Genomic DNA, 24738 nt, shown 5'->3' on the forward strand with positions numbered 1-24738 from the left:
CCGTTTCGGGATCTTTGCCCTACTCTTTCAACCTATTTGCCAGCCCAAAATCTGAAAAGCTTCTGGTTTTAATGTTTTTTTAAACTTTAAAAAACATTTTGTTCATATTGTTCACTTGCGTGATAAAGAACAAAGAATCATTATTTCAAGTAGATAGATAATAGCGACTATGTTTAGGCCTCTTTCTCACCCTATTTAGTAAACAAAAGGTTTATTCTCTGGATGTTTTCACTTCGCGCGCTCAAGCTCAAAACCCGCATGATGCTGATACTCGGCATGATGGCCTTGCTGCAAACTGGATTTATTGGTCTGTTTGCACTTTTCTATCTCTCTCATTCTCTCGACGAACAAATAAGCCAACGCGCCCTAAACGTGGCCAAAACGATTGCAGCCATGCCGGCCGTGGTTGAAGCCGCTGAACAGAGAGACAGTGAATACCTTCAACCACTCGCACTCGACCTGGCAGAGGTGAATGATGCCCGCTTTGTCGTCATCGGTGACCAAAATGGTATCCGGCTCGCCCACCCCTCTTGGAAACGGGTAGGAAAGCCGATGTATGACGATGATGGTGATTACAACGAGCCCGCCCTGCTTTACGGAAAGCCCTACATTCAGAAAGCCACTGGCAGTCTGGGGGCAACCGTTCGCGGAAAAGCCCCGATATTTGATTCAAGCAGCGAGTCAGTGGTCGGCATTGTTTCAGTTGGTTTCTTACTCAAATCAGTAGATGACATCATCAACCGCTATATCACGACGCTGTATATCGTTATCGCTGTCAGCTTTTCACTCAGTGTTTTGACTGGCATGTGGTTTGCCAACCATTTCAAAAAAGCTATTTTCGGCTTAGAGCCGGAGCAGATTGGTCGTCTTTTCCAAGAGCGAAACGCCACCCTTGAATCAGTAAGAGAAGGAATTATCGCGGTAAATAACAAAGGCCGTATTACCACTTTTAACCGAGCTGCAGTAGAAACCCTTGGGCTAGATGCCAACACAAAACTTACCGATCGTCCGATCGAGGACGTACTGCCGGATAGTCGGTTAATGGACGTACTCAAATCCGGCAAACCCCATTTCGACAAAGAGATTTGGTTACAGGACCGAAACCTCATTGTTAACCGCCTGCCCTTGCTGCAGGACAACGAAATCATAGGTGTGGTATCGAGTTTTCGCCGTAAAGACGAACTCGATGCGGTCAGCAAACAGCTCACTCAAATCCAGCAATATGCCGACACGCTTCGCAGCCAATCCCATGAGTACTCGAATAAGCTCCACACGATTGCAGGGCTTATTCAAATCGGTGCAACCGACGAAGCGTTGGCACTGATCGGCCAAGAAACCCAAAGTCATCAAGCATTGATTCATCTCTTGGTGGAAGCCGTCCCGGACCCCATACTCGCGGGTTGTTTATTAGGGAAGTACAACCGCGCAAAGGAGCTGGGTCTACGCCTCGAAATTGACCCAGAAAGTTCAATGAAACAGATGCCTGATCACATCCCTCGCGAAGAACTGGTAAGTATTATTGGTAATCTGATAGACAATGCTCTCGAAGCCACGTTGAGCAACCAACGCTTGGAAGTCAAGCTATCGATGACAGATCTAGGCAACGACCTCATTTTCGAAATAGAAGATGAAGGTCAGGGAATCCATGAGGAAGACCATTCCCGTATCTTTCGTAAAGGGGTGACCACTAAGAAAGGCGAAGGCCATGGTTATGGCCTGCATTTGGTGCAAAAGCTTCTGCAAAACCTTGGCGGTACCATTTTGTTAGAGCCCGGAGATACAATGGGCAGCCGGTTTACCGTGTATATACCCAAACAACCTGAAGATACTTGTATTCAGACGTCACCAATGCGTTCAATTCGAGGCAAATTTCGCGAGGAATAGTGGTTCTATTTCCGTGGAATTTAACGAAGAAGTGGGCGCATTGATGGCCTCCCCTCGGGCGAGTTGACTGACGCAGTGCTCTTTGTTATCCCTTTTTGATGGAGGTGACTACACCTGCAAAGGGACGCCGCGATCACAACACCAGTCAATCTCGCTGAATCCTGCATCTTCAGGTCGTTTGGGTATATCCCTAAATCCTTTGAAAATCAGAGCTAAACTATAAGAAAAGTCTACACCGGAGTCAGCAGTACCTATGACACAAAGCATCCGCGTCGTTATCGCAGAAGATGACGTTCAAATCGCAGAGATTCAAAAACGCTTTCTAGAGCGCATTGATGGTGTTGAGCTGGTGGGTATCGCCCATACCCTCGAAGACGCCGAAGATTTGGTGGATGTATTCAAACCGGAACTCTTGCTACTCGATAACCACTTCCCTAAAGGCACTGGCCTGGAGCTCCTGCGAAAACTTCGCGCTAACAACAGTGAAACCGACGTGATTCTTATTACTGCCGCCAAAGAAGTGGATACCCTTCGCGAAGCACTGAGAAGCGGCGTATTTCATTACATACTTAAACCTCTGGTGTTTGAGCGCCTGCAAGATGCCATTCACCAATATGCGGCCCACTTAGAGAAGCTTCATGCGATGGAAGATTTAGTGCAAACGGATGTCGATACCCTTTTGCCACAACGTGCAGTGGCCAATACTGCCGCCCCTCAGGAAATCACCAATTCCAACCAGCGTCCTCCAAAAGGTATTGATGGCATCACGCTGGATAAAATCCGTACTGTGTTTTCTGATTCGGAAGAATCACTCAATGCAGAAGAAGTCGGCACCATGATTGGCGCGAGCCGCACCACGGCAAGACGCTACCTCGAATACATGGTCAGCACCCAGGAATTAGAAGCACAGGTTAACTACGGCAGCGTAGGCCGACCTGAGCGTAGATACATTTCCGCATAACCCTTTGCAGACTAAGAAAACATTCGTGCGCCTGTGATCCCGGTTGAATAATTCAAATAAGTCATATTTAGTTATAGTGCGTTAAAAGCTTATTTATCGCATTCCATTCACGGATTGCTTAGTCTTGTCATTCGTGCTTTGGCAATGAATATACCCAACACTTCTCAACGGAGTCAGATACTATGAGCCATGCTCCCCTTTCAGTGAAAACGTCACTACCTGAGAGCTTTCGACACCAAGATTTTCTGACTTTTCATAGAAGGGACAAAACCGAACTTGCGGAAAAAGTTGACGGCAGTGAGGTCATTAAAGGGATCACTTTACAAGGTGTACCCACCTTGCTTCATCTAACCCTCTCTGACAAAACGGCTAGCTTGAGTATTCAATTAGACAGCAAAGCATGTCCAATGACAGAAGAAGAACTTCAGCACGTTCTGAAGCACATGCTCGGACTGCGCCAAACCACGGATGAATTTGAATCTGAGTATCGCGCTCACCCTGAACTATCTCGTCTGTTAAACCATTCTGCAGGGCTGAGAATTCCACAAACTGTCACGCCTTTTGAAGCCATTACCTGGGCGATTACGGGGCAGCTTATCAGCGTAGAAGCTGCCGTTTCTATTCGACGCAGATTAATAGAAGCCACGGGCATACAGCACAGCAGTGGCATGTGGTGTTTGCCCGACGAGACGATTCTGGCACGAACAGAGATTGAAACATACCGAAGCTGCGGATACTCAAACAGTAAAGCCACAACGATTCAACGTATCGCTCAAGCCTTGGTAGACGGCAGCCTGTCTCTGTCGTTAGATGCAGACCCCGAAGAGATAGGCAAACAGCTTCTTGCTGTCAAAGGTGTGGGGCCTTGGACGGTCAGCTATACCCTGTTGCGTGGATTCGGCTGGTTGGATGGTTCACTTCATGGCGATGTCGCCGTCCGCAGAAGCCTTCAACAGTTATTAGGGTTGGAAGAAAAGCCAACGGAGAAAGAAACCCAACAATGGCTTGCGTCTTTTTCTCCTTATCGCGCCTTGGTCGCTGCACATTTATGGGCGATGGATTCGGACAAGAGCTACTAACCCGCTCACTTCTCTAGCAATTTGATGCATTAGCAGGCACTTGAACATCTTAACGTGCCACAGTTGCGGAACCCACATGATCATTACGGTATGCTTCCCGCCCTTGTACCGTGATCAATGACACATTTATGCATTACAAAAACATGTTGGGTTATCGTTACCCTAAAGGGCCGTTTGCCATGATCAGCGTGTACACCTTCACCGGTGCCGCTGTTGTTACCTCTACGGTCTTTTCGCTGCTGCTATTCCTTTCCATTGATGACAACACCATGATGAAGGTGTTGTTTGGTACTCTGGCGATCATTTTCGAAGCGGGAAAATTCTACGCTTGGTACGAATTTGGAGAACGTCGCGCACACAAAAACTACACAGGTGCAATCACAGCGTTGGTTTTCTATTTAGTGCTGGCTGCCATTTCGATTGGCGGGAGTATTGGCGGCATCAACAGTGCAACCAACAAGGCGCAGGGTGTTATCTCCATTCAGGAAGCTAAAGTCGCGGCCTACGACAGACAAATCGCGGCCATCGAAAAACAAATTGAGCTCAATAACCTCGCCGCTGAAAAGTACATTGAAATGGAACGCATCGCGACAGGCGTTACCCGTATTCAGCAGCAAAACAACAAGCTTCGTGAAGAGCAAATCAAGTTGGCAACTGAACGCGATTCGTTGCCGCCTGTAACGCAAAGCTCTGCGATTGGTTTGATTGACAGCCTAGCCGATGCGTTCAGCGTTTCTCAGCAAGCTGCGCAATTCGGTCTTGTCGTATTCCTTTCTATTTTGCTCGACCTGTTTGCGGCTTTCTTTGTCGGTGTGATTGGTGAAGAGTTGCGTTTCCGACGCTTCTATCAACACCACACTGAAATTGATATCACGCCGGAAGACGTTAGCAAGCCGATTGGCTATCTGGAACATAAACCCGCTTTAAATGAGCCTGTCACCGCGGGTGCTGCTTCCGCAGAAGAAGCACTGTCACTTGAAGATAAAGTGAAAAAAGCGGTGCAAGCCGGCGTGATCACTTGCTCTAAGAAAGCCGTTGGTAAACATTTCCTGCTTTCAACGGATGATGTGGACGCTTTGTTTGAGCAAATGATGCTTGGTGGCCTCATTGCCAAGAAAGCCAATAATCATTATTACTTGGTGGCTTAAACCGCAATCAATGAAAAAGAGCGCGTAAAGCGCTCTTTTCTTTATTCGATTAATTGGAGTCTAAAGCCTGTCAATGGGTTCCGCACTCACTTCTGTCACACTGCTATCTCCCTTTGGCTTGATGGTATCAATCACCATCTTGAGGTCGTCAATCAGCCCTTCGTTTTTGCTGTTTTGCTCTTCCAGTGTCGTCACTTGTGCTGTTAGCGATGCTTTTTCCTGCTGCGACATCGACAAATCTGACTGCACTTTATCCAGTTCACTCATCAGCTTCGCGAGTTGAGGATCGACGTCGGGCTTCGACGTGAGAGCGGTATTTAACATCTGAGCCTTTTCTTCCAGCACCAGGGCTTGTTGCTGCATAGGTTGATTGCGAAGATCTAACCCTTCCAGCGCTTGCGCAATGGCATGCAATCGGTTTTCCAGTTCAAGGATCAGTGGTTCAAACTTGCCATTATCAACATTTCTAAACCGCTTTACCTCTTGACCGATATGCTTCACGTGGTCAATTTCAAATTGAACGGCAGCCACAGCGGCATTGATGGCATCTATGTCGCGAGGATTCGCATTGACGCTGGCGACCGCTTGTTCGAGCGAAGCTTCTGACTTTGTAAAACTGATAGGCGCTACCGACTTAAACCCTTCACGGCGAAGCAAGGTGATCTGATTTTTCAGTGGCTCAACGTGGGTTTTGAGAACAACGGCAATTTCTAATTTCTTTGCATTTTCAAGGAACACGACTTGCTTGACCTGCGCATCATCAATGTCGTTATCCGCAACATAAGCGAATAACTTCCTGTAATCAGAAGCCAAGCGGTTATAGCGTGATGCATACAACTCGTCTGCGCCTATCTCTCCGAGATAAGCCATCTCAGCGATCGATTCAGCCAGCAATGAATCTGCAGTCGTTTTGAGTGTTTGCAATTGGTCAAAGAGCCCATCAACTTTTGACAGGCGTTTGTCGAAGATTTCAGCATATGTCCCATCAGAGAAGAGAGAATAGTCTTCTGTTGCTTTTGCTGGGTTTGATGCGAAGTCTTCGTAAACATCCACTGCGTCATCCCATGCATCGAACAGATCATCGACCAAGTCATCGTCGTAAAGCCTCAGTGACTTGCTTTCCTCCATCTTAGCCAGCCAACTCTCGTAGTCTGCTTTTGATGCTTTGTAGATCTTTAATGTGTTCTGGCTTTCCTGGGTGGGTGTATTGGTTTCAGCTGTAACCTGTCTTGGTTCACTGGTTGATTGACAGGCATTGAGTAAAGATGCAAAGGCGACGGCACAAAAGACCGCATTGAACTTGTTCATCGGCTAATCCCCTAGGTCACTGAATCTGATCTGACTATCAACCAGATCATCATTGTTTATTTTTCTTATAATTAGATGCTACTTTCTAGAACGGGTGAGTTGTTCACCTCAGTTAAATCTAGACCAGAGACTGTTACCAAGCGCCGCCAGTAGTGTGATAGTTATCACGTCAGATTTTGTAAGTGTTACACGACGAGATCCCGTATTTGGGATTATGCTATCAATGAGTAAAAAGAAGCCTACTACGCACAGTTTTTAAGGTGGCGTTAATATTCACACTGGTGGACGCGTGAAAGACATTGTGAGTGAAAGTAAATGATGAACGTGACCGGCAACATCAATAAATAATACTCACGATGATGAACCGCTTAAAGCCATCGATTTTGCTAGCTTGTATATCTTTACCAACCAAACACCCGTTCGATATATTGCACAGATCACAATCCTATTATCTTGTTGCTTTGGCGAATCCTCTTCTTCTAAGGAGCCCTTGCACCACACTTTCACGGCAGTTAGGCTAGAATCTGCTGACAAATCACTCGGTTTATTGAATGGAAACCAATATGGAACAGATTAAGAACCGCTCACTACTCTCCGCCATGTGCGAAAACTCGAACAATGCAATTGCCGTTGATAACCCTGCCACTGGCGATATTCTGGGTTTTGTTCCCAATCACAGCAAACAAGAAATCGAGAGTGCTGTCAGCAAAGCGGTTGAGGCGCAAAAAGCCTGGGCAAAGCAAACAGCAAAACAACGAAGTGAAATTCTTCTCCGTTGGTTCAACCTACTGATGGAAAATCAGGAAGATTTAGCCCGCATCATGACTCTGGAACAAGGTAAACCACTTGCTGAATCTCGCGGTGAAGTTGCCTATGGCGCTTCGTTCATCCAGTGGTTTGCAGAAGAAGGCAAACGCACTTACGGCGAAACCATTCCTACCCCATTGGCAGATCGCAGGATCATGACAATACGCCAACCTGTGGGTGTCGCTGCTGCTATTACACCTTGGAACTTCCCTATTGCGATGATCACCCGCAAAGCTGCGCCGGCATTAGCGGCTGGATGCAGTTTCGTGGCCAAACCTGCTGCTCAGACACCAATCAGCGCATACGCGGTTGCGGAACTCGCCTACCAAGCAGGCTTACCCCGTGATTTGTTAGCGATTATCTCGACAACGGATGCAGTGATGGCGGGCGAACATTTCTGTAGCAGTGATCAAATCCAGAAGATCTCCTTTACCGGCTCTACCAATGTGGGCCGCATCCTGATGAAACAGAGCGCTGAGAGTGTGAAACGCGTTTCAATGGAGCTGGGCGGCAATGCACCATTTATCGTCTTTGATGACGCGGATATCGATGCCGCCGTGAAGGGTGCGATTGCCTCGAAGTTCCGCAATGCAGGCCAAACCTGTGTCTGTGCCAACCGTTTCTATGTGCAGGACTCTGCTTACGATGAATTTGTCGATAAATTCTGCAAAGCCGTCTCTGAGTTGAAAATAGGCAATGGACTTGAAGACGGCATCTCTATTGGGCCATTGATTGACGATAACGCGAAAGATAAAGTCCAACGCCTGATTGCTGGTGCAACTGAACAGGGGGCCAAAGTGGCCGTTGGAGGAAAAGATCATGGTGGTCGATTCTTTGCACCGACAGTTCTCACTGATGTTAGTCACGACATGGCTATTATTCAGGAAGAAATATTCGGCCCAATTGCACCTGTCATCCGTTTCAGTAATGACGAATCACTGGTTCAAATGGCTAACGACACCATTTATGGCCTTGCCAGCTACTTCTACAGTAAAGATATCAACCGTATTTTCGCCATTGCCGAAGCACTGAACTACGGTATGGTAGGTGTTAACGAAGGTGTTATCTCTACCGAAGTCGCTCCATTTGGTGGCGTTAAGCAGTCCGGTATTGGCCGCGAAGGCGCGAAACAAGGTATCGATGAATATCTTAATACCAAATATATCTGCTTGGGTGGTATGTAAGCTGGTCAGAATGAACGTTTAACTGGTAAAAGCAGGAGTCCTCTCCTGCTTTTTCATTTCCAAACCATAAAAAATACCTACCAAATTCGCTTTGCAACAAGAAATCCCTTTCATTCACTTTTACGTTCATAAAATTCACTAATCTTTGACGAAATTCTGCTCTATAAGTATATGATTGTTTTAAAACTGCATAAAAATTCTGCAATCAAACCTCCCAAAGACAGGTCTTTTCCTTTAATGTGAAGCGCAACAGCGTTTTTTCGTGCCACAGTGCGAAACTACGCCCAATTCAAAAAGAACAAAGGTAAAAAGATGTCTGACGTACCTTCAGCTGCAGTAGAAGTCGCAGCTAATGCACAAACCGTTGCTGAATCTTCCGGTTCTGTTTGGCCATACGTGGTTGGCGGTATCGCTCTTGTCGTCGCAGCGGGATTTTGGGGCTACAAACTGGTAAGCCGTCCTACTTTCATTATCAAGCAGATCCGCCGCCGTAATCTGAAGGCAATGAAGAAAGAAGGAATCGAGAGCTCAGAAGCAACCAACGATTTAGATAGACTGCTAACTGCCATTGAAGAGCATGCAGTAGCAAACAAAATGTCCGGCACTGACATGATTAAACTTCTGGCTCCGCTAAACGACCAGAACCGTATGAAGTCAGCAAAAGATATGTACCTCACCATGCAACACATTGCTCGTGAAGTGGGCAATACCAAACTGGCGGGTGAATTCAAAGGTAAATCTACTGGCGTGAAATCTGGCTCCAAATTGATGGCGGGTCTGTTCAAGCGAGCAGGCATCTAAGCCTCGCTTCAACACCGCGAAAGGCACCTCAAGGTGCCTTTTTCATTTCTTCTTGTCATTTCATTGCTGCTTTACCACTAATGATCTTGTAGGCGGGCGTTCCCCTTACCAAGGCTTCTCTTGCAAACACATTTCCACAAGAAGGACATTCACATGGCGTTTCGGTGTAATCAACGACAATACGCTCTTTGAAACACTTCACCAAAGACCCTTTACCGCCTTTCTTGTATTTGAATAATATCGTTTTGCATTTAGCACAGATGATATCGGCAGAACGTTCAGGCAATTTCTTTTTGGGTTTCGCCACAATACCTCCATTGATTAGTCCGCTGATGTTATCTCAAAGAAAGCATCAGACCAAAGTCTTAGGACAAGAAAAAACTGAGAGAAAGCTTATGTTTATCGGAGCTAATTAACATTACATTTACAATCTCAACTATCCTTTGCGAGATATCTGCAGCAGGAAGATCACTCGTCCTCCCTGCTAAATTCCATGGCTACGGATACCTCTAACATTGGAGTGTTGTATGAAAATCAAATACTTGGTGAAGACACTTTCACTCGCATCAGCAATTATCACCGCTGGAATGGGAAGCGCTAGCGCTCAAGACCGCGACTATATCCTCGCAACCGCATCGACTGGTGGTACCTACTACCCAGTTGGTGTTGCGCTGGCAACGCTGAGCAAAGTGAAGCTGGAACCCAAGCATAAATTCTCCCTTTCCGCGATCAGTTCTGCAGGATCCGGTGAGAACGTGAAGTTACTGCGTGAGAACGAAGCTCAGTTTGCTATTTTGCAAGGTCTTTACGGAGCTTGGGCATGGAACGGCGAAGGCAAGGTGAAGCAGGCAGGTCCTCAGAAAGAGCTACGCTCTGTGTCCATGCTTTGGCAAAACGTTGAGCACTTTATCGTACTGAGTGACGTCGCGAAAACAGGCACCATGGAGGATATGAACGCGATGGACGGTAAGAAGTTCTCGATCGGTAAGAAGAATTCCGGCACTGAAGGCTCTGGCCTTCAAATTTTGTCGGGACTGGATATCAACACCGACAAATTTAACATGGCCCATCTTGGTTATGGTGCCAGTGCTGATGCGCTGCAAAATGGTAACATCGACGGTATGAACACCCCAGCAGGTGTGCCAGTCAGCGCCGTTACCCGTGCATATGCGGCCATGGGCGATAAAATCAAGATCCTGAACTTTACCGATGAGCAAGTGAAAGAAGCCAACGGCAGCTACAACTTGTGGACCCGCTTTGTGATTGAGCCAAACACTTACCCGGGACAAACCGAAGCGGTTGAAACTATCGCGCAGCCAAACTTTCTGGCAGTACGCAGTGATATCAGTGACGAAGATGTATACCTGCTCACCAAAACCATCTATGAGAATCTGGCATTCCTGAACGGCATCCACAAAGCAACTAAAGCGATGTCACTTCAGAAAGCAATTGATGGCCTGCCAGTGCCACTGCATCCTGGTGCGGCGCGCTACTTCAAAGAGCAAGGCCTAGCGATTCCTGATCACCTTGTCAGTCAATAAATCCTAAGTAAAAAGGCGCTGACCGGTCAGCGCCTCCTTTTATTTTCAGCCCAACAGGACGTCGTGCCTTCTCCGCACGCTAGAGGGAATATGACCGATAAATCTTCCAGCGCAGATTCGCCTCAGGAACTCGAAACCGAACTCAACCAGTTTGAACTCACCCAGCGGTCCGACTTTCCGCTAATCACCCGCATTGTCACTGTGTTCGGAATTGCGCTTTCACTCGTTCACATATGGTTTAACACGCTCGCCACCTTACCTGAACTCTGGGTGTCCGCTGCACACTTCGCTGGTTTTTCAGTGATGTGTGCCTTGACCTACCCTGCAGCGGCTAAATGGCGTAAAAGCCGGTTTGCTCTGGCCATCGACATTGGTATTGCAGTCGCCGCTATTGCCTGTTTGGTTTACGTAATTTTCGCGGAAGACGCTCTTTACGAACGTGGTGTTACCTTCGTGACCAGCGACTGGGTGTTTTCTGTTATTGCCATATTGATTGCACTTGAACTTATCCGACGCACCATGGGCTGGTTTATCCCTTGCCTGATTGTCGTCGCATTGAGCTATGTAGTTTGGTGGGGAAGCTGGCTGGATGGAATATTCGCCTTCCCTGGGCTTTCTGCCGAAACCATGCTTTACCGCGCCTTTTATAGTTCTGAAGGCATGTTTGGCCCGATCTCCCGAATATCATGGAGCTATGTCTTCATGTTCATTTTGTTTGGAGCGTTTCTGGTTAAATCCGGTGCGGGTGATTACATCATCAATGTTTCCCGTGCGGCGGCAGGTAAAATCATCGGCGGCCCAGGTTTTGTCGCCGTATTGGGTTCTGGCTTGATGGGTTCCGTCTCCGGATCCAGTGTCGCCAATACGGTGTCTACCGGGGTAATTACCATCCCCCTGATGAAGAAAGCTGGCTTTCCACCTAAGTTTGCAGCAGGCGTGGAAGCCGCAGCATCTACAGGCGGGCAGCTTATGCCACCTGTTATGGGGGCTGGCGCTTTTATCATGGCGTCATACACCCAAATCCCGTACGTCGAAATCATCGCGGTATCATTTGCTCCAGCGCTGATTTATTTCCTGTCGGTAGCATTTTTCGTGCGCATTGAAGCAAAACGTTCAGGTGTTCATCAACTGGAGACCGACACACCTTCGATGTTCTCCGTGTTGGCATCTGGCTGGCACTATCTCATTCCACTCGCTGTACTTGTCGCCTTGCTGGTAATGGATTTCACACCAACCTATGCAGCAGGCATTTCGATTATTTCCGTTGTAGTTTCATCTTGGCTTTCACCGAATAGAATGGGTGTTGCGGATATCTTTGATGCGCTCGCCCAAGGTGCTCGCAACATGGCGACCACCGCCGTATTACTTACAGGCATTGGATTAGTGGTGAATGTTATTAGTACCACTGGCATTGGGAATACCTTCTCCTTGATGATCAATGACTGGGCGGGGGGTAGCCTGTTCATTATGATTGTATTAGTTGCCCTCGCTTCTCTTATATTGGGTATGGGTTTGCCCGTTACTGCGTCCTACATCGTATTGGGTACCCTTTCCGCTCCAGCACTATATGGGTTGATTGCAGAGCAGCAACTGCTTGAGCTTCTCATTACAGGCCAACTGCCAGAAGAAGCCAAAACCATATTTATGCTGATTGCGCCTGAACAACTCGCCGCTCTCGGCTCGCCAATGTCATTTGAAATGGCCGTCGACTTGGTCGGCAAAATCCCTGATGACTTTAAAGCAACGCTTCTGGAGCAGTCTCTTGGTCCAGTAACTGTTGGCTTAGCATTATTAGCTGCCCATCTCATCATATTCTGGCTATCACAAGACAGTAACGTGACACCTCCCGTCTGTTTAACCGCCTTTGCAGCCGCAACCATTGCCCGCACCCCGCCAATGGCGACAGGATTCAAGGCGTGGAAAATCGCCAAAGGGCTATATCTGGTGCCATTACTTATGGCCTATACGCCATTGGTCGCTGGGGATTTCCAACAGATGGTGATAGTGACCCTATTTGCAATTCTGGGCACCTGGGCGCTTGTAGCAGGTCTGGAAGGTTATCTTGAAGGTCCAATTAATCCTCTATTCCGAACAGCGACATTTGGCATGGCGGCATTGATGATGTGGCCTGGACTTGATCTCTGGGCTCGCGTGTTGGGTGCTGCGTTATTCATTGCGTTAGTTGTTTACTCCTATAAAAAAGCACCAACACTAACCACAGCTTAAACTGACCGATTGAACCAAAAGCAAAAAAGCGCCTTTAAGGTGCTTTTTTAACCAAAGGGACACTACTTCTTTTCATCGACCAACACCAAACTATCCATCAAACCAACCATACGTCCAATTTCCGGTTTAGTGATAGTGTCATTAGCGCCCAACTCAAGTGCCTTACGGCGGTTGTCTTCACTCATTAAGGATGAAAACATGACAATGGGGATATCTTTGTATTCGCCAATATCCCTTAGCCTTTTCACTAGATGCAGGCCATCCATTTTTGGCATTTCTACGTCAGACACAACGCCATCAACGAATTCTGAAATGGGGAGCTGTTCCTCGGTACAAAGGCGAACGAATTCCATCATGTTATCCAGACCATCCTGACCATCCTTCGCAGTGATAACGTTGTAACCGGCAGACCTCAGCGTATTCTCAATCAGACGCCTGATAAATGCGGAATCATCAACAACAAGGATGGTTTTCGCCTCTCGTCTTGCCATCATGGCATCATCTATGACCACGGATCTGTCTTTGGTGACATCGTATTTTTCCATGCTGAGCTCTGGGTTAATGTCAGCTATGATTTTCTCGAAGTCCAGGATCATAATGAGATTGGCTTTCTGACGGACAACCGCCACCACACAGTCCTGATCAGAAGATTCAAGGAATTGGCTGGGAGATTCCACCTCTTCCCAAGAAATACGGTGTATTCGACTTACACTATCGACCAAGAAGCCATTCGACATCTTGTTGAAGTCAGTAACTATCACTACTTTTTTGTCGATATTGCTCGTCGTAGGAACGTTAAGCCAACTGGCTAAATCCACTAAAGGAATCAGTTTTCCACGGAGAGAAAATACGCCCAAGACATTCGGCTGCGCATTCGGATAGTCTGTTGTATCCGGAACACGAATAACCTCGCGTACTTTGGCCACATTAATTCCGTAATAGCATAATTTCTTAGACCCATCGGGTAATACTTTCTCTAATCGAAACTCTATAATCTCGAGCTCATTGGTACCACTTTCTGTCAAAATAGATGTTTTAGGTTCTATGCTCATACCAGATCTCAATGCATGTAGGGGCAATAAACAGTTATGTCCCTTAACAGCATAGTCTTAATCTATCTACAGACGACTCAATTAGCGAAATTAGTTACCTCCAATTCAACGCCTTGGGTTTAAAAGTCCATTTTATTTGGCACAGATCACAACTTAATCCACCCTGAAAGCCTGCTGTTCGTAGAGCGCGGTGACAATGGCAGACGTGCTGGAACCCACAGCCAAATCAAGGCCTGAACTGGATATATCCATGTTCTCTAGAACAATATTTTGTGTTTGGCCATTTGAGGTCAGAGTCAGTGAAACGGTACCATCCTCTGCTACAGAAGCATCATCAAAGAATGGCAGCAAGTCGGACACATCGGGGGTTGCACCAACCCCCGTCAGCAAATCAGATATATCGAGTTTGTCCTGACCCAAGATAAGATCGGTGACTCTATCGGTGTTCGATGGCGCACTTAACGAAGATTCAAGCCATTCGAAAATATCGCTGCCGTCGCCGCCCGTCAGAATGTCGTTGCCTTTGCCCGCCTGCAACGTGTCGTTACCATTCATGCCAAACAGGCTTTCACCAGCATCATCTGCCACCAGCGTATTAGCGGACTCGTTGCCGAAGTTAGCGCCTAAATAGAGTTGACCGTTATCGATGACTGAAGTGAGGATTTCTTCCTGCGTCATTCCAGACGCAGTACCGTTGACCATTTCATCAAGGCTCACGCCGCTGTAAATAATCTCCTGAACTTTGTTTCCACCTACAGATATACTTAGCGATGCGCTACCGTCACTCTCCGTAAAATCAAGGATATCTGTCAAAGCTGAAAAGTTCGGGAGGTTCCTTAGCGCCAATGCACTACTCAAGTCCACCACATCTTTAGAAGTATTGAAGTCTTCGATAGTGTCCGTCGCAGATCTTCCCGCAGAGCCGAAATCGGTAGCTTCCCAGACAAACCTGTCTACACTGTTGTCCGCTTCGCTCTCTTTACCTCCCCACAGGCTGTCATCTCCCGCCCCACCACTAAAAATATCGGCACCTAACCCACCGATAAGGATGTCATCACCAGCACCGCCTTCAAGAGTTGCATCTTCAGTACCCGACACCACTAAATTGTCTACCGAGGGATCACTGGCAGTTATCACTCCTTCTCCCGCATTAGCGACATTAATGGAAAGCTCGATGGAGTCAGATTCTGCAGAATCACCGGCAGAGGTTGTGGAAATCGCGACCACGTCGACGGTACTCGACAACACCGATGAGCCAGTGACATAAAGCTGACCCAGCTCAGCTGGCGTCAGTGTTAATACACCGCCACTAGGACCGGTGCCCACCGCTGTACCATCTGCGTTTACAAACATGAGTCCCGCAGGTACATTTCTAATTTCAATGGAAAGCGTTTCTGAAGGATCAGTGAGAGCGGCCGCCAATCCCAGTAAAGGAATCAAGGATGACACACTACCAGCAACCGCCGCAGTCTGAGGCGTGTTCAATGTCAGGGTTGGAATATCAGGTTTAGGCAGCACATTGATGCTGACCGATTCTGTGTCTGTCTTTGCCCCGCCACTGCCGGTATTTCCATTGTCATTCACCGTCACGGTCAGGGTATCTTCGCCACTGAAGTTGATGTCGCCCAAGTAAGTCACACCGGTAGATAGCGCCTCATTGATGGCATCCAGTGGCCCTTCAAGCGTCATGTTATTAGAGCCCTGACCACTCACGGTGACACCCGAAGGCAACGGTGCCGAGTCAGGTAAACCAATAACTCCATCAATTGCGCTCAAACGAATCGATATACTCCCACCTGCTGTCTCTTTGGCATCAACATCTTTCACTTGAATGGATTCGATGAGGAGTGCAGTCTCTTCATCTGCTTCAAGAGAAGTCGGTAACGTAAGCTCGGGGGCATCGTTTATCGGCGTGACAGTAACATCAATAACCTGATTCACCCAAAGCGAGCTCTCTGCTTCTACGCCGTTATCTACCGCGCGAATCGAGACCTCAAGCTGACCATTCCAGTTATTTTCGTTAGCATCGCCCGGTGTGAGTATCAACGAAGACAGAGTGGTCTGATTGGCAATCACAATCCAACTCCCGTCAGGTTGTTTTTCCGCGCTACTGCCACTCGCGACACCGGGCGGTAAGCTGATGGTGGAGCTGTCAGGCACATTGTTCAGTACGACTTTGACCACTTCCGGCCCATTTTCTGTTGCCAACAAGCCCGTACCATCATAAGACGATTTGTTATCCAACACCGTGATATTCAACGGTAGCTCAATGTTTTCATCTTCTGCGCCGGATACAGATGTGGTGATTTGCGTGTCTACTCCATCGCCAATTGGATTTACCACCACATCGATCGTCGTGCTGTATTCTTTCGGTGTACTTAACTGGTTTTCTTTGGCATAAACCACCATTTCTACCGTCATCGAGCCACTAAAGTTCTTAGGCGGAATGAAGGCAATATCATCAAGCGTGAAACTTTGGCTGTTGGCGGGCACACTGATCGACCAGCTTCCATTACCACTGTTCTGAACCAATTGGCTTCCATTAGAAACCACCTGGAAATCATCTGGTACGCCAGTGAGTTTCATCGAGACAATCTTCTCAGAGCCGTCGGTGTCCTTCAGCGTTGCCGTGACGCCTGTTAGTGCGATTTGCTCATCTTCGTTCCCCGTGATGGGTGAAGTATTACCACTGAAGATAACCGGATCATTGACCGGCAACACTTCGAACGAAACGCTGGTTGAGATAGTTTTAACCGTGACAGAGTCAGGTAAGCCCGTCTGGTCATTGACTGCCCGATCTTCAACCGTCGTGTCGATTTTGATGCTGACATCACCGCTGAAATCCTCTACGGGTTTAAAGTAAACCTTCGACAGATCAGCACTGGAGACTGTGACTGAGCTTTGCGGATTCTGACCGTTTTCATCAACAAAAAAGCCTACGGAGCTGTCAACGGTCAATACTGCCTGGGTGATTGATTCAACGCCGGATGTAGGTGTTTTATCTGGGTCAATCAGTTTAGAAGTGAAGTCCAGTTCTATGATGCCATCTTCAAGTCCTTTGTCTGGCACTGGCACCCATTCGGATTGGTTATCGACAGGCTGTTCTTCACTATTCAATCCATCGGTTTGGATGATTTTCACTTCGGTCGTCACGCCATCTACTACTGGGGCAATCACAATAGTGATCGACGTATCAAGCTCTTTGACGTCCCCACTCAGTTTGTCTGTCGTGACCAATTTGATGGGAAGTATTGCGTCACCAGCAAAATGTCTGGACATTAACAAAACAATGGCGGAAAGATCAACAGACCCATCCGCAGCCACAGGCACTTTGGTAACATATTCACTGGTCTCGAAGTTGAACTCCATCCCAGAAGCCACTGCGCCAATCGCCGACAGCGCGGAGGAATCAATAACCAATGTCAACTCATCATTGAGAGCATCAGTGGCATTAACTTGGATAAAATCGTCAATTTGGTCACCAAATTTAATCGATTTATCTTCAGTTCCGGTCACATTTTGCAAGTTGACCGATATGACACCTGCCAACTCAGTCTGGTCTGTTTCACCCTGGAAGTCGAGTGTCAGTATGATAGGCTTCTGTTCGACTTCGCGGCTTGCATCACCTTCGGAGCCATCCCCTTGATCTTGAACCAACGCGGTGATTTGAACATATATCGGCTCAGTTGTTTTAGCAGACGTAGTTATGGCTAATGTGTCTAATGCATTCTCAGGCACCGTCCAACTGCCGTCTCCATTGTTTATCCCACCCGTCACATAAAACTGAGCAAAGAGTTCAAGTTGCTCTTCTGTCAGTGGCGTCCCACTGGCATCAGCGACAAAAGTGACCACCACCTGGGTAATGATTTCCTCGCTACTGCCATCGGTATTGACACCTTCTGGCGTGACAAATGCCAGACGCCTATCAGGACTGGAAAGTGAGATAGAGCCACCACCCTCACCGACAATAGTCGTTGAAAGGATGTTGTTAGATGCATCAACAAGCTCAATGTCTCCAGTGTTCTCTACCGTCGCGATGATCCGAACATTCAGGTCTCCAATGATTTCTTTGGTATCAACGACCGCTGAGTCAGTGTCTTTCTGCTCAACGGTTAATTTGACGCTCAAGTCGAGATCCCTGTCGAGATCAGAGTTTATTGGTGCCCTAAGTAACAAATTGTTACCCGCTAATAGCTTACTGACTTGGTCAGTGCTAAGTACCGCCTCGCCTCCAGAGAAGGTAATAGGGACTGATTCACCGGCAATCGTCAAGGTATAGCCAGCGTCAATCGCGGCCTGGGACATTGAGAAGGTAATGGCGGTGATGGATTCGTTGTTATCAGTGAACCCCTCATCCGTGTTTGGGCGCCAATTAACAACCACATTCTGGTCTTCGAATCCACGGCTGTTGAGTGTGTAATCTTGCGCATCAATTTCCGGTTCGATATGGACAATGACATTTTTATCGACGGTCAAAGAATCACCGTCATTTTCAGTGACGACAATGGTGATAGTCATAGTAATGTCGTCTGTGCTGCCGGGAGGAGGAACCAATTTAACTTCCGAAAGCCCGTCTACCTTTGCTTGGTATTGTGGTTCGCCATTTGCACCCAGACCGGCATAGACTAAGTTGATTTCGTCATTGTTGGTATCTAATAAAGTGACGCCTTTGGGAATATTGGTGACCAATGTCGAAAGGGTCTCAGAGTTATCATCGGGGAGTGACTTCCCTTTCTCACCAGACTTAATCGTAAATGAAAGCGCGACTTCGCCGTCTTCAAGAATTGTCGTTTCAATCCCTGTTTCCACGCCATTTTCGATGACTGGCTGCCAAACATTCCCTAAATCTGCTTCAATATCTGGCACATCAGCTACACCTTTCAGCGCAATATTGAGGGTTTTTGCTCCGGTCTCATAAATATTAGTGACGGTTTCCGCCACTCCGCTGGCGTTGGTAACCGTCATGGTATCTTTCACCACGCCTCGCACATCGAGCACGAAATCGACATTACTTTCCGGTGGTGGCTGCAGCTTTAACCCACCAATATCTGTGTAAGCAATCTCATAGAGCCCACCACTTTCAGGTACTTCAGTCCCGTCTCCCAACAGTAATTTTGCCCCTATCGGTAATCCCGTAATCCAGACATAAAGCACTTCTGAACCGTCTGTATCTGCAGAATCACTTAGGGAGATATGTGGCGTGAGATCAATGAGATCGTCTTCTAACCCACTGATACGGGTCAGTTTAAGCGTCGTAGTGTCTGCGATTGGATTGACAGCGATGGTAATCTTTTGAGCTTCAGAGTCAGCTGTTTGCTGACCGGAGGCAAAATTGGATTTCTCCTTACTTTGAGCAACTGCGGTCAGCGTTATATCGCCGGAGAAATGGGCGTCTGGCTTCACCAACACATTATTGATATCTGCCGCAGCGACAGTATATTTACCGTCTGTAAGCGTTAACTCGGCACCGTTGAGCAACAAAGTCGCACTGCCGCTATCAAGCGTCAGGATGTAGTTCAACGCTTCTGAATCATCCCTGTCTTCAAGCTCCGCATTGAGACTAAGCGTCGCTCCCTCACTGTCCTCATCAATTCTATAGTAAAGATCCGTTGTGGAATTGTCCCAGATGGGGACATCAGCAATACCTTCAACAGTAATAGTGAAGGTTTGATTTTCTAGCTGACGTTCAGATCCATCGCTATTTTTTACAAACCCTGTAACGGTAAATGTTGGAACACCATTCGCTGCCGAATAATCCTGATCCGGCACGAAAGTTACGCCTTGCAATGTCCATAGTTCGTTCGCTGAATCAGGAGTAAACAGGTTGTCTGGCAATTCGATTTGATTCCCAGAAATTGCAAGGGCAGTGCCGTTTGCATAAAAGATACCGTGGGGGTTGGAAGGGAGTGTAATTAAAACACGATCAACGGTTTCGCCCTGATCATTATCGCCAGCATCAACCGTCATGTTGATGGCTATACCGTCAGTTGGATTCGCAACGAGATCATCATTAGGGTCTGGCTCCCTGCCCTGATCTTCTAGTCCTGTCGCATTGCTAACGATGAGCTGTGGCTCGGCATCAACAACGACAATTTCAGTGGTACCCACAACAATGTCGCCGTCACCATCGAGAATTTCATAACTGAATGATTCAGTAATTCTGTTGCTGGTTGACCCAGTATGCGTAATGCCATCGTTGGCAATGAATTCTACGGTGCCGCGACTATGTATGACCAGATCACCTAACTCTTGTCCGCCCGTACCCTCAGTGACAGTAAAGCTATTATTAATCCCCGGTTTCAGTTCATGCTGTTCACCGTTAACAGTAACTGACTTGATCGTCGCATCATCCGCCCCCCGATTGCGCGCAGGCAAAACAGTGATGCGCGAAGATGAACCTCCTTCTTCCGCCACTAAACTGCCTCCGCCAGTGCCGACACCATCGGTTTCCAGCGAGAATGGCACATCATCCAGTACATTGACGACAATATTGGCTGTTGCTTTGTCGCCATCTGCATCCGTGACTTCAACGGGGAAATTAATGGCCAGTGAATTTTTCTCTTCACCGCGGGGATGGTCTAAAGCACCAAGTAGCGCAAAAGTATACGTGCCATTCGGGAACACGGTAAGGGTAAACACCTCCCGTTGCCCTGCCATGCCCGTGTAAACCTTGTTTGCAGCAGTTTCACTGCTCAGTTCGAGCGTAACCGCAGTGCCTTTTGAACTGAGGGAAACCGGAGTGCCAGCAGCATCCTCACTGTTGTCGCGGTTAACAGAAGCGAAGCCATTAACATTAATGGCCACATCCGCAACGGCATCGCTACCGCTATTGACCTCCAACTTTCCGGTCGCAGTGTCTTCGTCTTTACCTACACCTCCCGGCGTAGTTCCAGGGCGGTTTTTGCCAGACCCAGAGCCGTTTTCATTGATGTCGCTCTCTTCGACATTCAAGGCTGGTACTTTAGTGATAATAGGCGCTGCGCCATCCTGAATATCAACGTTTATCGCCGCAATGCCATTGACCACATCACCATCTGAGTCTTTGGTATCCAATAAGATGGCAATAAGTATCTTATCACCGTCAATCGATACCTTACTGTTTGATGTCGCGTCTGCATTATGATCAACAGGTTTGTAGAGAGTGATAGAAGGCTCGATCACCAAGCCATATCCATCACTGCCTTGGGTAGCAGGAAAGCTTATCTCCATCACCAACTCACCGCCAGCGCGTCCCGAGAGAATGCCGGTTGTCTGATCGTATTCGAAGTCGATCGACTTACCGTTACTGGTCAGCACCTCTTCCATGTCTTTGATCAGGCCAGCCAACTCAGAACTTCTTATTCTGACATCATCGGGCATCAGCCGATCCGTTCGCGCACTCACATCAAAACTCACGCTAGAGCTATCGGGGTAACCAACCTGAGAGTCATTCGGTGTGAGATCCGGCTCAGTAATAATTAGCGCTTTGCTTGTCGTTGGAACGATCGTTGAATCATCATCTTTGATAGTGACCGTAAACTCGCCCGTCACTTCATCGCCATCAATATCAGTGACTTTGACTCCAACTGGAAACTCAAGCTCATTTGCCGTTTCGTCCACCGCTAAATCCAGAATGACAGTGTACTCACCCGTTGGCTTTCCATCGGCATCGGTATCGAGTTTTATTGAAAGCACCCTGTCGCCATTTGCTGGCGAAGAGGACACAGACAGGCTGGGGTCATCAATAACAATAATGATTTCGTCTGTGAGTGAAGAAAATGGCTGAGGTTGAACACTGGTCTGATAACCGCTACTGGTAATCGCATTAAGCGCAGCCTCTAGCCCTGAAGGTGCATAGAATTCGATAGACTGAATAGCATCTGCGCCTTGTGTGATACCAAGGCTAATATTTTCTTGCGAGCGTGTGTTGCCAATAACAGGGTCAATCAGCGTAGAATCGACAGGATCTATACTAGGTGGTGCGCCATCCTTTATGGTGAGCGTGAAATCAGATGTCGTTGTATCTCCATCATCGTCGGTCACTTTCACCGTTAACGGCACTTTGACCATGTCACCCGTCGGTTCATCAACAGGCTTGGCCAATGTCACTTTATATTCGTTATTGGCTTGGTCGAGTTCGATGGTAAGCACGGTAATCGTGGTGCCTGATTCGGTATAGCCAATCTGAATCGGCTTTCCATCTGTATTCAGCTCACTCAGTGGTGAAAGCAATGACAGCGGGCTACCGTTACTGGTCAAGCCTTCTATCAAAGTTTGAAAGAAACTATCCAACTGCCATGTTACTGAAGCAATGCCATCGCTGCCAATTTCCAAACCCAGAGATTCAGTCGTGGTCGTAGCGGGCTCGCCAACCATTGGATCTGTAACGGTTGAATCCATAGCGTCAATGCGTGGCTTAATGCCATCTTCTACCTGATAGGTCAAGCTGATTGGCGTATCGAGCAGGTCGCCATCAGTATCCTGTACTTGAAGCTCCACCTTAATATCGAAGACTTCTTCGTCTGTCCCAGAAGCAGATGAAATAGTGACCCATTGATTATCAGAAAACCGCCCCGAATTCAGATGATCGAGTGGACCATCCAGCGTAAACACTGAAGTAATCGAAATACCTTCCGCACCAGAACCAGAACCAGAACCAGAACCAGAAGTTTGGCTAGTGGTTAAAGTGATATTGACGATTTCGGTGCCGTCAGGCTTCTTGCCCACCAGTTCAATCACACCGCCGGATTTACTGATTTCAAAATTGAGTGGCTCTCCGCCAGATGTGAGCTCGTTCAGCTCGCTCTGAAGACCTGCCAGATTCGACACTTCTATAGTATCTGGCACCAACCTGTCTGCCGCTGCGTCGAGCGTAATCGTTCCATTGGCCACTAAAGGGGGCTCTTCCAGTTGGTCTTCAGTTAGATCGTATTGGCCTGTTATTGTGGCATTTTCACCCGAAGCGTCGTCACCATCCTTGAAGGTGACATTGAATGTACCTAAGCCAATATCACCGTCTTGATCTAACGCTTCGACCGTCACAGGAATAACGGTGTCGTCATTCTTCCCCTTCTCATCGATAGTGGCATTTTGAGTAACAACATAGGCGTATTGATCTGTAGTGCCAGAAACACGCTCAAGAGAAATGCTTATAAGGGGTGTAGAAGGGTCGCTCTTCAAAGACACTCGGATTTCATTCGCCTCAACGACAAAGGTGGTTGGTTGCCCGTTGCTTGTGATAGTACCGAGCACTTCGTTAAGTTGGGCTGTAGAAATAAATCCGATACTTTTCAAAGCATCACTATTTACGTCGAGATTAATAGGAATAGGCTCGGACACATAGTCGACATTATTTTCATTAATCGTCAGGCTTTCAGGGTTCAACTCCGGGTCAGCGCCATCCAGCACAGACATATTTGCTGTAATAGGCGTATCCAACTCGTTGCCACTGACATCCTGCCCCTGGATTGCCATCTCTATCTTGATGGCATTATCCGTCACTGACACCAGTCCTGCAGTATCACCGTCTGCGTTATGATCGAGGGGGGCATCTAAAGCTAAAGAAACTGTCACTTCGACATTCCGTCCTACCTGAACGCCTGAAACAGAAATAGTGAGAATGGTTTCGCCGTTTAGGCTACCAGTGATGGTTTTGCCGTCTGCTGATAACAAGTAAGTCAAGGACTCCCCGCCACTTTGGATATCAGCCGTTAGCTCTTCGATTAATGCAGTTGCTGCTGTGGGTTCAATTACAAAACTGTCTGCATCCAGAGGCAGTGAACTTGCTGAGACCGTTACCTTTGAACTCGTTGTAACTGGGTATTCATCTGGCTGCAAATCACTTTCAGTAATGACGATAGCCAGAGACTCTCCACCCGAAGGCGGTAATATAGGGAGATTGTCATCAGCGGCTGCCGTTGCAGCATTGGGAGTGTATGTCGTATCAAAACCAGCCTCAGCCAAAACGCTGGCATTGTTATATCGGATGACAGCGAAATCACCAATTGATGAACTGGCAGCGGTCGCCCCCCCAGCTGCAGTCGCTTCAAAATCCAACGTAGGGTCAACACCGCCGAGAATGGCTTCCTGCAGAGCGGCAATGTCACCATCCAGTAGCTCTATAGCGTCTTCACTTTCTGCAAGCGTAACATTTTCACCAAGACCGATAATTTCAATATCTTCGTTACCGATAGGAATACAGGTAGCGCATGGCTCCGAGACCAAAACCGGATTACCATCTTTCATTACCACATATCGGGCGTTGGGGGAGGCAACAACAATATCTTCTATTTGCGCTTCTGCATTACCATTGACGGGGTTAGCTGTATGATTCCGAACGAGATAAACAACACCTTCTTCTACGGCGACTGACGCTGACACAATTTCGATATCTTCCGACGTCAGCATATCTGTTTCTGCTAGCTTCATCACGGTACCTATTAGCCCTTACGAATCTCCCTTCCGACTGACCAATCTGTCTAGTTTTACCAACAAAATTGCGGTGTGAGGTTATTTTGAATTGAAGCCGCCCATTACTGCGCTTGAAAGTCTGACGTACTCAATTTAGTAAAAAATTAATGCCCTACAAACAGTTTGGCCCTTAGAGGTTTATTTTGACCTGTCTCATTTTTGATATAAAGGCGATATAGACAAGCTAGAGGGCTTAAATCTGTTCAAACATGCCCTATTTTTTACGTCGGTAATGCAAATATGTGATTTAAAGCAATTTCTGATGATGAAATTGTCTATTTATCTGAGCAGAAAGGCA

General features: G+C 47.4%; 12 protein-coding genes. 8 read left to right on the plus strand and 4 right to left on the minus strand.

Annotated features, from left to right (window positions below; translation table 11 throughout):
- Positions 1–222: 222 nt before the first annotated feature.
- The 4 genes from GMA8713_RS11095 (at position 223) to GMA8713_RS11110 (ending at position 5072) form a co-directional block, all read left to right on the plus strand.
- Positions 223–1884, plus strand: a complete 1662-nt coding sequence (locus tag GMA8713_RS11095; protein WP_062709340.1) for an ATP-binding protein — start codon at positions 223–225, stop codon at positions 1882–1884.
- Between the two features lie 253 nt (positions 1885–2137).
- The gene (locus GMA8713_RS11100; RefSeq protein ID WP_062709343.1) at positions 2138–2845 is read left to right on the plus strand and encodes a response regulator; all 708 of its coding nucleotides are present in this window, start codon (positions 2138–2140) and stop codon (positions 2843–2845) included.
- Positions 2846–3027: 182 nt separating this feature from the next.
- Positions 3028–3924: a DNA-3-methyladenine glycosylase family protein gene (locus tag GMA8713_RS11105; RefSeq protein ID WP_062709347.1), complete on the plus strand. Its 897-nt coding sequence runs from the start codon at positions 3028–3030 to the stop codon at positions 3922–3924.
- A gap of 128 nt (positions 3925–4052) precedes the next feature.
- Positions 4053–5072 (plus strand): SH3 domain-containing protein, encoded by a 1020-nt coding sequence (locus tag GMA8713_RS11110; RefSeq protein ID WP_062709350.1) that lies wholly within the window; start codon positions 4053–4055, stop codon positions 5070–5072.
- 60 nt (positions 5073–5132) lie between these two features.
- Here the strand turns inward: GMA8713_RS11110 and GMA8713_RS11115 are convergent, their stop codons facing one another.
- A complete protein-coding gene (locus GMA8713_RS11115) occupies positions 5133–6380 on the minus strand; it encodes a hypothetical protein (protein ID WP_062709353.1) in 1248 nt (415 codons plus the stop codon).
- Positions 6381–6943: 563 nt separating this feature from the next.
- Here GMA8713_RS11115 and GMA8713_RS11120 point away from each other — a divergent pair.
- Together GMA8713_RS11120 and GMA8713_RS11125 are read left to right on the plus strand one after the other, a co-directional pair.
- Complete coding sequence (locus GMA8713_RS11120; protein WP_062709356.1) at positions 6944–8371, plus strand: NAD-dependent succinate-semialdehyde dehydrogenase; 1428 nt, start codon at positions 6944–6946, stop codon at positions 8369–8371.
- Positions 8372–8683: 312 nt separating this feature from the next.
- Positions 8684–9172, plus strand: coding sequence for a hypothetical protein (locus tag GMA8713_RS11125; RefSeq protein WP_062709359.1), 489 nt, complete (start codon positions 8684–8686; stop codon positions 9170–9172).
- 55 nt (positions 9173–9227) lie between these two features.
- On the opposite strand, the gene GMA8713_RS11130 is transcribed toward GMA8713_RS11125, so the two are convergent.
- Positions 9228–9479 carry a hypothetical protein gene (locus GMA8713_RS11130; RefSeq protein ID WP_062709361.1) on the minus strand — a complete coding sequence of 84 codons (252 nt, stop codon included), beginning with the start codon at positions 9477–9479 and terminating at the stop codon, positions 9228–9230.
- A 220-nt stretch (positions 9480–9699) separates the two neighbouring features.
- On the opposite strand from GMA8713_RS11130, the gene GMA8713_RS11135 reads away from it, so the two are divergent.
- Positions 9700–10713, plus strand: a complete 1014-nt coding sequence (locus GMA8713_RS11135) for a TAXI family TRAP transporter solute-binding subunit (protein ID WP_062709364.1) — start codon at positions 9700–9702, stop codon at positions 10711–10713.
- Positions 10714–10803: 90 nt separating this feature from the next.
- On the plus strand, positions 10804–12939 hold the full coding sequence (locus tag GMA8713_RS11140; protein ID WP_062709366.1) for a TRAP transporter permease: 2136 nt from the start codon (positions 10804–10806) through the stop codon (positions 12937–12939).
- A 62-nt stretch (positions 12940–13001) separates the two neighbouring features.
- Here GMA8713_RS11140 and GMA8713_RS11145 read toward each other — a convergent pair whose 3' ends face one another.
- A complete protein-coding gene (locus GMA8713_RS11145; protein ID WP_062709369.1) occupies positions 13002–13991 on the minus strand; it encodes a chemotaxis protein CheV in 990 nt (329 codons plus the stop codon).
- Between the two features lie 153 nt (positions 13992–14144).
- A complete protein-coding gene (locus tag GMA8713_RS11150) occupies positions 14145–24398 on the minus strand; it encodes a retention module-containing protein (RefSeq protein ID WP_084387709.1) in 10254 nt (3417 codons plus the stop codon).
- Positions 24399–24738 lie beyond the last annotated feature (340 nt).

Origin of the sequence: Grimontia marina (genome assembly GCF_900060185.1) — a bacterium.
Lineage (GTDB): Bacteria > Pseudomonadota > Gammaproteobacteria > Enterobacterales > Vibrionaceae > Enterovibrio > Enterovibrio marinus.

Coding starts and splice junctions, on each gene's coding strand:
- GMA8713_RS11095 (WP_062709340.1), top strand. CDS start 223: ATGTTTTCACTTCGCGCGCTCAAGCTCAAAACCCGCATGATGCTGATA.
- GMA8713_RS11145 (WP_062709369.1), bottom strand. CDS start 13,991: ATGAGCATAGAACCTAAAACATCTATTTTGACAGAAAGTGGTACCAAT.
- GMA8713_RS11110 (WP_062709350.1), top strand. CDS start 4,053: ATGCATTACAAAAACATGTTGGGTTATCGTTACCCTAAAGGGCCGTTT.
- GMA8713_RS11140 (WP_062709366.1), top strand. CDS start 10,804: ATGACCGATAAATCTTCCAGCGCAGATTCGCCTCAGGAACTCGAAACC.
- GMA8713_RS11120 (WP_062709356.1), top strand. CDS start 6,944: ATGGAACAGATTAAGAACCGCTCACTACTCTCCGCCATGTGCGAAAAC.
- GMA8713_RS11105 (WP_062709347.1), top strand. CDS start 3,028: ATGAGCCATGCTCCCCTTTCAGTGAAAACGTCACTACCTGAGAGCTTT.
- GMA8713_RS11150 (WP_084387709.1), bottom strand. CDS start 24,398: ATGAAGCTAGCAGAAACAGATATGCTGACGTCGGAAGATATCGAAATT.
- GMA8713_RS11100 (WP_062709343.1), top strand. CDS start 2,138: ATGACACAAAGCATCCGCGTCGTTATCGCAGAAGATGACGTTCAAATC.
- GMA8713_RS11115 (WP_062709353.1), bottom strand. CDS start 6,380: ATGAACAAGTTCAATGCGGTCTTTTGTGCCGTCGCCTTTGCATCTTTA.
- GMA8713_RS11135 (WP_062709364.1), top strand. CDS start 9,700: ATGAAAATCAAATACTTGGTGAAGACACTTTCACTCGCATCAGCAATT.
- GMA8713_RS11125 (WP_062709359.1), top strand. CDS start 8,684: ATGTCTGACGTACCTTCAGCTGCAGTAGAAGTCGCAGCTAATGCACAA.